Origin of the sequence: Bacteroides sp., from assembly GCF_019417265.1 — a bacterium.
Lineage (GTDB): Bacteria > Bacteroidota > Bacteroidia > Bacteroidales > Bacteroidaceae > Phocaeicola.
This window is the reverse complement of sequence record NZ_DXVR01000095.1, coordinates 1-10,397: the sequence shown is the minus strand read 5'-3', so window position 1 is coordinate 10,397 and position 10,397 is coordinate 1. Positions and strand designations below refer to the sequence as shown.

Sequence of the window (10,397 nt, the reverse complement as noted above, 5' to 3'; positions counted from 1 at the left end):
GATTTATTCAGCACAAAATATATTTTTATTCACCATCATAAGAAGTTATTTTAAGGCAAATCAATGGACACATATTACGGATTAAGAAGTTTTACACCGCATGACACCACAACTTCGGAGATATTGTTGTATTTTTGCACTGATTAATCGATTAAAAATTAAAGACATGTCGCAGAAAATGAATGAAAGCCATCTGAACGGACTGACCGACCAGGAGGTTATCGCCAGCCGTCAGAAATATGGGGAAAACTTGCTTACTCCTCCCAAACGCCAATCAATCTGGAAACTTTATCTTGAAAAATTCCAAGACCCTGTCATCAGAGTTCTTCTGGTGGCTGCCGTTTTTTCACTTATCATATCAATTATAGAGAATGAATATGCCGAAACTATAGGTATCTTCTTCGCTATTTTCCTGGCTACTGGTATCGGATTCTACTTTGAATATGATGCCAACAAGAAGTTCGACCTTCTGAATGCTGTTGGCGAGGAAACTCCTGTCACCGTTATACGAAACGGAAAGGTAAAAGAAATTCCAAGAAAGGAAATCGTCGTAGATGATATCGTGATTCTGAACACAGGTGATGAGATTCCTGCCGACGGAACACTGGTGGAAGCTGTTTCACTGCAAGTGAATGAGGCGAACCTGACAGGTGAGCTTATGGTGAACAAGACTACCGACCCTGAACATTTTGACGATGAAGCTACTTATCCGTCAAATGCCGTGATGCGTGGTACTACTGTTACCGACGGACACGGTACGATGAGGGTAGACCGTGTGGGTGACGCTACAGAAATCGGTAAGGTAGCTCGCCAGTCAACGGAACAGAGTGATGAAAAGACTCCTCTAAACATACAGTTGGAGAAACTTGCCAACCTGATTGGTAAGGTAGGTTTCACTATCGCGACACTTACTTTCCTTATTTTCACAGGTAAAGACCTTTATGCTTATTTCACTGCCAATACAGTCGAGACTTGGGAACAGTGGCTTCAGGTGGCTCAGATTGTACTGAAATACTTCATGATGGCTGTAACGCTGATTGTTGTGGCTGTTCCTGAGGGACTTCCTATGAGTGTGACACTGAGCCTTGCGCTGAACATGCGCCGTATGCTGAAGACAAATAACCTTGTGCGCAAGATGCATGCCTGCGAAACTATGGGTGCCATCACTGTAATCTGTACAGACAAGACCGGTACTCTGACTCAGAACCTGATGCAGGTACACGAAGCACAGGTGGACGAATCAAATCCTGAACTTGTGGCAGAAAGCATTGCCGTAAACTCTACTGCTTTCCTTGAAGAGAAGGCTGAAGGAGAAAAACCATCGGGTGTGGGTAACCCTACAGAAGTCGCTTTGCTCTTGTGGCTCAACGGAAAGGGTGGCGACTATATCTCACTGCGTGAAAATGCTCATACAGTGAACCAGCTTACTTTCTCTACCGAGAGAAAATATATGGCTACACTCGTTGACTCACCTGTGATGAACAAACGTGTTCTATATATAAAAGGTGCGCCTGAAATCGTGATGTCTAAATGTTCATTGAGCGACGATAAAATCAAGGCATACAACGAACAGCTCCTTGCATATCAGAACAAGGCTATGCGTACTCTTGGACTTGCATACCGAATCATCCCTGAAGGAAAATCGGAAGACTGTGCAGAGCTTGTGGCTGAAGGCGGCATGACATTCCTCGGAATATTCGCAATCAGCGACCCTATACGTCCTGACGTGCCTGATGCAGTCAAGAAATGCCAGTCGGCAGGTATCGGTGTGAAGATTGTAACCGGCGACACTCCGGGAACAGCTACAGAAATTGCCCGCCAGATTGGTTTGTGGACTGAAAACGATACTGAACGTAACCGTATCACAGGTACAGACTTTGCCGCACTGAGTGATGAAGAGGCTCTTGAAAGAGTGCTTGACATCAAGATTATGAGCCGTGCGCGTCCTATGGACAAACAGCGTCTTGTACAGTTGCTGCAGCAGAAAGGTGCGGTAGTGGCAGTTACAGGCGACGGAACCAACGATGCTCCTGCCCTCAACCATGCTCAGGTAGGTCTGTCAATGGGTACAGGTACTTCTGTGGCTAAAGAAGCCAGCGACATCACTCTGCTCGACGATTCATTCCACAGTATAGCTACAGCCGTGATGTGGGGACGTTCGCTCTATAAGAACATACAGCGTTTCATCGTGTTCCAGCTTACCATCAATGTGGTGGCACTGCTTAGTGTCCTCCTCGGAGCATTCTTCGGTTCTGCTCTACCGCTCACCGTTACACAGATGCTTTGGGTGAACTTGATTATGGATACTTTCGCTGCCATGGCTTTGGCTTCAATTTCTCCAAGTATGGACGTGATGAACGAAAAGCCACGCAAACGTACAGATTTCATCATCAGCAAGGCTATGCAGAAGAATATCTTCGGTACAGGTATCTGCTTCCTCATAGTACTGATGGGGCTTATGGCTTATATGAACAATTCTGCCGCAGGTATGGATGTTCATAACCTGACTATCTTCTTCACTGTGTTCGTGATGCTTCAGTTCTGGAACCTGTTCAATGCCAGTGTATTCGGAACAAATCATTCCATCTTCAAGGATGCAGGCCATGCGCTTGGTATGCTCAGCGTGGCACTGATAATCCTTGTAGGCCAGTTTGTCATCGTTACCTTCGGCGGTAAGGTATTCCGCACAGAGGCTCTTCCATTGATGGATTGGATTTATATAATAGGTGGAACTTCCATTGTACTTTGGATTGGCGAAATTTGGAGAGGGGTCAAGAGAATAACTTCCAAATAAGACACAAGATTATGGATTTAAAAATCAAGAATATTATATTTGACTGGGGTGGCGTTCTTATCGACGTCACCTTAGACAGATTTCTCGCCGAATGCAAGGCTGCCGGAATCTGTTTCGAGGATAAGGAAATAACCGGAACACACAAGACCGGCTTCTTCCTTGAATATGAGCTCGGCAATATCTCTGATAACGATGCACGCAATGAGTTGCGCCGCAGAGCAGGCAAGGATATCTCAGATGCGGAAATCGACCGTATATGGAACACCATGATAGAAAGAATCCCGGAAGAAAAACTTGAGCTGCTTTACAGACTGAAGGATAAATACAATCTGTATATACTCAGCAACACTAATGCAATTCATTGGGATAATGTAGCACCTAAAGTTTTCAGCTACAAAGGATTGGGTATTAATGATTTCTTCAAGAAGGTATTCCTCTCGCATGAGATGCACCTTGCAAAGCCTGACACAGCCATTTATCTGAAAGCATTGTCGGATGCAGGTATCAAAGCTGAAAAAACAATGTTCATCGACGATTCAAAACTGAACTGCGATGCAGCACAATCGGTAGGTATAAATGCCGTACATTACATTCCGGGAGAAGACCTCTCGCTGATTTTCAAATAATAAAAATGGAGTTTATAGAAGAATACGATAAAACCGACATAAAGCCATGCGCGGCAACAATAGGATGCTTCGACGGAGTACACACAGGACACCGCTATCTGATAAAACAGGTTCGCGACATAGCCGATGAGAGAGGTCTGGGAAGTGCCCTTATCACCTTTCCTGTACATCCGCGTCAGGTAATGCAGGCAGACTATATGCCGGAGCTGTTATCGTGTCCGGCACAAAAGACTTCACTAATCAGTTCTCTTGATGCAGATTACAGCATAATGCTTCCGTTCACAAGACAGCTGTCGCAACTTACGGCACGCGAGTTTATGGAACTTCTGCTTAAGAGATACAATGTCCGCGCATTGGTTATAGGCTACGACCACCGTTTCGGACACAACCGCACTGAAACTTTCGAGGATTATTGCCGCTACGGACAGGAACTTGGCATGTCAGTGATAAAGGCCGAGCCTCTGAAGTGTGGGATTACAGACACTTTCATCAGTTCGTCTGCCATAAGAAAGCTGCTTAAATCAGGCGATGTGATCACAGCAAACCGTTTCCTCGGATATAACTATTATATCGACGGTACAGTGACCGACGGACATAAGGTAGGACGCAAAATAGGTTTCCCCACTGCAAACATCATCCCTTCGTGTCCGGAAAAACTTATACCTGAGAACGGAGTTTATGCCGTACGTGTACCCATTGGCAATACTGTTTACAAAGGGATGCTGAACATAGGCAACCGCCCTACGCTGAACAATGGCAGCAATATCAGTATAGAGGTACATATCATAGACTTCAGCGGTGATATATATCATCATCCGTTGAGGATAGAGTTCGTCAGCAGAATAAGGCCGGAGATAAAGTTCGCCTCGATGGAGGAGCTGATAGAACAATTAGAGAAAGACAAGACGATAATATCAAAAATAGAATAATTTAAAAAACAAAAAATGAAGACATTCGAAGAATTAGGCGTTTCCGAAGAAATACGCAGGGCAATCGAAGAAATGGGATATGAGTATCCTATGCCCGTACAAGAAGAAGTTATACCGTATTTGCTTGGAAACGGAAATGACGTAGTGGCTCTGGCACAAACCGGAACCGGAAAAACAGCCGCATTTGGTCTGCCGCTGATACAGAAAATAAACATCAAAGAATGTGTACCGCAAGCACTGGTGCTCTGCCCTACACGCGAACTGTGCCTGCAGATAGCAGGTGACCTTACCGACTATTCAAAATATATTTCAGATCTTAAGATATTACCTGTATATGGAGGTTCATCCATAGAAAGCCAAATCAGAAGCCTGAAGAAAGGTGTACATATCATCGTGGCTACTCCGGGACGACTCATCGACCTTATGGAACGCAAGGTGGCCCGTCTTGAAACTATCAGAGATGTGGTGATGGACGAGGCTGACGAGATGCTCAACATGGGATTCACAGAGAGTATCAATGCCATACTCGAAAAGATACCAGAGGACCGCAACACTCTGATGTTCTCTGCCACAATGAGTCCTGAAGTCTCTCGCATCGCGAAGACTTATCTGCATAATGCGAAGGAAATAACCATAGGAACAAAGAACGAGGGCAGCAAGAACGTAAACCATATAGCATATATCGTACACGCCAAGGACAAGTATCTCGCGCTGAAACGTATCGTGGACTACTATCCTCAGATTTACGGTATCATCTTCTGCCGTACACGTATCGAAACTCAGGAGATAGCCGACAAGCTGATACAGGACGGATATAGTGCCGACTCTCTTCACGGCGAACTGAGCCAGGCACAGCGTGACCTCGTGATGCAGAAGTTCCGCCAGCGTCATCTGCAGCTTCTTGTTGCTACCGACGTGGCAGCACGCGGACTTGACGTGAACGACCTTACTCACGTTATCAACTATGCCCTGCCAGACGATACAGAGAGCTATACTCACCGAAGCGGACGTACAGGCCGTGCAGGAAAGACAGGTATCTCTATAGCCATCATGAATATGCGCGAGAAAGGAAAGATGCGTGAGATAGAACGTATCATCAACAAGAAATTCACAATAGGAACACTCCCTGCCGGAAAAGAAATCTGCGAACAGCAGCTCATCAAGGTTATCGATGATATAGAGAAGGTTAAGGTGAACGAGGAAGATATCGAAGCATTCCTTCCAAGCATTTACCGCAAATTTGAATGGCTGAGCAAGGAAGACCTCATCAAGCGTGTAGTATCAATGGAGTTCAACCGCTTCCTGGAATACTACCGCAATGCACCTGAAATAGAACAGCCTAAGGTAAGCGAGAAGGATAAGTCCGACAAACCTCGCAAAGACCGCGGAAGCGACAAGGAAAAGACTGCCCGCAAGGCAGAAAAGGGATATGCACGCCTATTCCTCAACATGGGTAAGACCGACGGTTTCTATGCAAATCAGGTTATAGAACTGATTAATCGCAACACAAAGAAAGAGCGCATACAGATAGGACGCATTGACCTGATGCAGAATTTCTCATTCTTTGAAGTGGCGGAACAGCAAGCCGATATCGTTATTAAGGCCCTTAACAAAGTTGTTTTAAAAGGCAAGAGGATTATAGTGGAAGTAGCCGGAGAAAACAACGGCAAAAGTGATAAGAGCGGCAAGAAACGTAACTCAGGTTCTTCAAAAGAAAAAGCATCAAAGGAAACTCCTGCAAAAGAAAAGAAGGCTTCAAAGAAAGACAAGCCAAGCCGCGAGGAACGCGGATATAGTTCAGCTCGCGGACCAAAGCATAAGGACGACTGGAAACAGTTCTTCGTGCATGACAACAACTCTTCAAATCCGGGATTTGATGATGCCGGAATGGGGAAAAAGAAGAGAAAGAAAAAATAAATGGTAGTGTAAAATAAGCTGTATCACGCATTATTTTTCTCTATAAAACTCATCGGTCGGGGAAAGACAATCGACAAGGAGCGACCCCGTACCGACGAGTATAAAATTACAATAATTTAAATCACTCTCCAAGCTTTACGGCTAATTGTTGTGAGATTATAGCCCAGTTAGCCAATGACACAGTCCACTTCTTCCGTATATTGCGGTATGCAAGATAAACCAGTTTTTCAAGGGCTATATCCGGTCCGGCCTTGCAACAATGATGAAGTTTACACTTATTCTACAGTCTTTCCAATCATCCGGAAAAGAATTGAAGAAATCTTTTGGACGTTAGTCAGAAAGAAGATTATAAACTGTCTATTTTTTTATTAGAGGTATGAAACAGCAAAATAAAACTCGACCATTGAAACACAATGGCCGAGCAATATTCTTTTATATTCAATCGATTTTATCGGACAACAATAAATGATTATACATATTCATCACCAAACTTCATTTCCACATCATTCACAAACTTGCGTATAGAGTTCCGATCATCCTTCTTGCATATCAGAAGTACATTATCATGTTCGGCTACCAGATATCCCTGCAGTCCCTCGGCTACCACCAACTTACCTTTAGGCATGTGAATTATATTCTCACTGCAATCATATAATATTGAGTTGCTGTTTAATATTACATTGCTGTTGGTATCCTTAGGTGACGCATCATATAAAGACTGCCATGTACCGACATCGGCCCATCCGAAATCACACATCTGGACATAAACATTATCAGCCTTCTCCATTATGCTATAATCTATTGAGATATTTGGACAAGCCGAAAAGTCAGGAGCATTGCACTCAAGGCGTGGACATACCTCAGCCATATTCTCATGGAAAGCATTCATGATAGTAGTGACATGCCAAATGAATATTCCTGAGTTCCAATAGAATTCGTTTCCTTCTACAAACACCTTTGCAAACTCCAGGGCCGGTTTTTCTATAAAAGTCTTGACCTTACAGAAATCACCTTCCCTCTCCTCTTCATCAATCTGAATGTATCCATAACCCGTTTCAGGTCTTGTAGGCTTGATTCCTACATTTACAAGCTTGCCTGATGATGAAGCAAAATCAAGACCTTTGAGAATTGAAGTGCGGAACTTATCTATATTAAGAATCAGCTGATCCGATGGCATAACTACGATAGTGGCATCCGGATTTACTTTCTGTATCAAATATGATGCATATGCAAGTGCGGGAGCCGTATTTCGCCTTTCTTCTTCTATTATAATCTGTCGGTCCTCAATCTCAGGAAGAATAGTCTTCACTATATCCTTATAATCAATATATGTAGTGATGTATATATTCTCCGACGGAACAAGTCCCTTACACCTGTCGAATGTTATGCGCAAGAGAGTTTCGCCTGTACCGAAGAAATCAAGAAACTGTTTTGGCAACTGTTTCCTACTATAAGGCCAGAATCTTCGCCCCATTCCACCTGCCATAATTATGCAGTAGTAGTTATTGTTCATGATAATATAGTTTGTGTTATTTTTACTATGCTAATATAAGGATTATTTTATAAAACCGGAGTTTAATTGTTTCTAAATAGTGTTAGACATAAAAAATATTGCATTTTTTCTTCTAAATCTATTGCAGATATGAAAATTATGTTTACCTTTGCAACGCAAAAGAAAAACAGGCAAGCCCAGATGGCGGAATCGGTAGACGCGCTGGTCTCAAACACCAGTGGAGTAACATCCATCCCGGTTCGACCCCGGGTCTGGGTACAGAATAAAAGGCTAAGTACTTATTTATTAAGAACTTAGCTTTTTTATTTATTCGATTTTTCCCCACTTTTTCCCCACATATGTAATTTATATGGATAAACAAGCAATAATAACTCGTTTAAGCACATTGGATTTAAGTAAATATCCTTATTTTGAAATAAAAGAATTAATACGTGAGTTGGGAATCGTAGGGTTTATTAAGTTTACTTTACACCCTGGTAAGATAATCACAAGGGCTCGCTGCGACGGAAACCTTAAAAAAGTTTCTGATTTATCTTATAAACCTCAACAATTCAATAAAACATGCCAAAGAGCTAGTACGCCGATAAATACGATGTTCTATGGTTGTATTGTACCAGAAGAGCAATCTCTTAAAGATACTCTTTATATTTCAGCAGTAGAAAGTTCATCGCTAATAAGAGGAGGTACGGAAACTAGCGGAAGTGAAACTATCACTTATGGGAAATGGGAAGTTACAAAAGATATAAATCTTCTAATAATAGTACATAAAGATTGTTTTAAAGATGTCCAAAACTCATTGTTAGAAGAACTTAAAACAACTTATAATCAATTTTTAGAAAGTTGTCCAGATTTAGCTGCAGATATAGATATTTTTTCTAAATATTTTGCTGGAGAATTTTCAAAGAAAAATGAGCCTGGAGCAGATTACAACTACTTAATATCAGCTATATTAACTGAGGTGGTTACAACAGAACATAATTTTGATGGGGTTATGTATCCTTCAGTGCAAGCAGGAGGTGAATATGGCTTTAATGTAGCTATTACTCCTAAATCTGTAGACACAAAAATGAAGTTAGTCCTAGCATATGAAACTCACTTGATAAAAAATAGAGAACAGGTTTATATTGGTGGAAAAAGCAAACGAGGAACAATTTTACCAGATTCCACAATTTTTTATGAAGATATAGTTGAATAAAAGTAAGATTATTGAAGAATAAACAGAATAAGACATTTATTATCGAATAAAGAGAGAATTATTCATTTTGAAATTCCATCTTTATTCGATATAAATTTATTTATTAAGACCTTGAAGTTCAATCATTTTCTTTTGAACTCCCAATCCTATTTTTTCCATCATATCGTCTTGATTCATGTCGTCAGGGAAAGTAAATCGTAAGCTAAATTTCCCAAAAATCGGATTGTTTGATACATCATAGTCAATCATTACAATATTATTAGGACACTGTTGAATGTGAAAAATAGTATCTCCTCCGTAATTAGAAACTCCAACTCTAATATATGTTCGGGTTTCTGTTATTATTTTACAATCTTTGTGTCCTTCCAAAATATGATTAATTAATTGAGAATATTTCAACCTCATACCTCTTTCTGCTTGAACACTTCCAATAGCTTTTCCAGAACTCTCTCCAAACTTATAAATTACAATCACTAAGATTATAATTAATATAACTACCCACATAGTTAATATATTTATAGCTCATTTATTTTATAGCCTGTTTTTTTCTCTAAAATAGAAGCACATTCTTGTTCAGAAAATCCCAATTTGTCATATACTCCTAAAAGAACTCTAATAGCATTAGAAGATTTACCAACTGCAGCGATACAGTAGAAAGCCCAAAAGAGTTTTTCCAAAGCCTGTCGATTAGCTCCCCTCAAAGCATTTACCATATCATTCATATCTGAAAACATAGAACGTGCAGCTTGCGTTTGAGCTCCTGTAACTCCCATTTCACGACCTTCTACACTCATGATATGGTTGATCTTGTCTAATTCATGAGGCAGTCCGGAACAAGAACCACCAAATACTATCATTAGATTCATTGCTGCTAACTTTTGATTCCATGTTAAACAGTCATACGGTGTAGATGGTTTAGATGTTTTTTTAAAAAGATTTCTGAAATCCATTTTACTTATTTTTTTATGTTACTGTTTCAGCTCAAAACAGTATATTTATAAAAAAAAGCGTGAGCCGAGTTGCTACATCTTAATTGGAGGTCCCGAGAAAACCTAATGAGCAGATACAACAATAGCAGCCCACGCTATATGCGTGAGAACCACTATGCTATCCTTGCTCATTTGAAAATTTCTCAGGTTTCCAATTACAAGATAAGCATAACGCTTCTTTTAAATCTTAAATATCATATTGGATGGAGTTGTCTCAATCCAGTTACAAAGGTAGCGAAACTATCTGATAATTTGCACTATATATTTATAATTTTATGCCACGGCTTTTCTTTTCTTCTTGTTGCGGTACTCTTGTTCCGTATCTAAGCCTGTGCCATTGTTCCCTGAACCAGTCGGCAATCGGCTTCCTGTTTATAGTTAGGTTCAGCCTGCTTTCATCGTCAGGGTCATTTTCCACCCTTAAAATATCATCC

General features: G+C 41.2%; 8 protein-coding genes, 1 tRNA gene and 2 pseudogenes. 6 read left to right on the top strand and 5 right to left on the bottom strand.

The features are described 5' to 3' along the window. Positions 1-100: 100 nt before the first annotated feature. From QZ379_RS10595 to QZ379_RS10580, 4 genes are read left to right on the top strand one after another with little or no spacing between them, the layout of a single operon-like run. The gene (locus QZ379_RS10595) at positions 101-2,794 is read left to right on the top strand and encodes a calcium-translocating P-type ATPase, PMCA-type (protein WP_366933611.1); all 2,694 of its coding nucleotides are present in this window, start codon (positions 101-103) and stop codon (positions 2,792-2,794) included. An 11-nt stretch (positions 2,795-2,805) separates the two neighbouring features. Beyond that, on the top strand, positions 2,806-3,420 hold the full coding sequence (locus QZ379_RS10590; RefSeq protein WP_291564263.1) for an HAD family phosphatase: 615 nt from the start codon (positions 2,806-2,808) through the stop codon (positions 3,418-3,420). A gap of 5 nt (positions 3,421-3,425) precedes the next feature. Beyond that, complete coding sequence (locus QZ379_RS10585; RefSeq protein ID WP_291564260.1) at positions 3,426-4,349, top strand: bifunctional riboflavin kinase/FAD synthetase; 924 nt, start codon at positions 3,426-3,428, stop codon at positions 4,347-4,349. Positions 4,350-4,364: 15 nt separating this feature from the next. Further along, a complete protein-coding gene (locus QZ379_RS10580) occupies positions 4,365-6,266 on the top strand; it encodes a DEAD/DEAH box helicase (protein ID WP_291564257.1) in 1,902 nt (633 codons plus the stop codon). A 121-nt stretch (positions 6,267-6,387) separates the two neighbouring features. On the opposite strand, the pseudogene QZ379_RS10575 reads toward QZ379_RS10580, so the two are convergent. Together QZ379_RS10575 and QZ379_RS10570 are read right to left on the bottom strand one after the other, a co-directional pair. Then, positions 6,388-6,507: pseudogene (locus QZ379_RS10575) on the bottom strand (IS256 family transposase); the annotation flags it as partial. A 228-nt stretch (positions 6,508-6,735) separates the two neighbouring features. Next, complete coding sequence (locus tag QZ379_RS10570) at positions 6,736-7,782, bottom strand: mannose-1-phosphate guanylyltransferase (RefSeq protein ID WP_291564270.1); 1,047 nt, start codon at positions 7,780-7,782, stop codon at positions 6,736-6,738. A 171-nt stretch (positions 7,783-7,953) separates the two neighbouring features. On the opposite strand from QZ379_RS10570, the gene QZ379_RS10565 reads away from it, so the two are divergent. Both QZ379_RS10565 and QZ379_RS10560 read left to right on the top strand, forming a co-directional pair. Then, positions 7,954-8,037 (top strand) — tRNA-Leu (locus QZ379_RS10565). Between the two features lie 91 nt (positions 8,038-8,128). Further along, the gene (locus tag QZ379_RS10560; RefSeq protein WP_291564254.1) at positions 8,129-8,974 is read left to right on the top strand and encodes a hypothetical protein; all 846 of its coding nucleotides are present in this window, start codon (positions 8,129-8,131) and stop codon (positions 8,972-8,974) included. Between the two features lie 96 nt (positions 8,975-9,070). Here the strand turns inward: QZ379_RS10560 and QZ379_RS10555 are convergent, their stop codons facing one another. The 3 genes and pseudogenes from QZ379_RS10555 to QZ379_RS10545 form a co-directional block, all read right to left on the bottom strand. Next, a complete protein-coding gene (locus tag QZ379_RS10555) occupies positions 9,071-9,478 on the bottom strand; it encodes a hypothetical protein (RefSeq protein WP_291564251.1) in 408 nt (135 codons plus the stop codon). An 11-nt stretch (positions 9,479-9,489) separates the two neighbouring features. Further along, positions 9,490-9,924: a hypothetical protein gene (locus QZ379_RS10550; protein ID WP_291564248.1), complete on the bottom strand. Its 435-nt coding sequence runs from the start codon at positions 9,922-9,924 to the stop codon at positions 9,490-9,492. A gap of 304 nt (positions 9,925-10,228) precedes the next feature. After that, positions 10,229-10,397, bottom strand: a pseudogene (locus tag QZ379_RS10545) (mobilization protein); the annotation flags it as partial.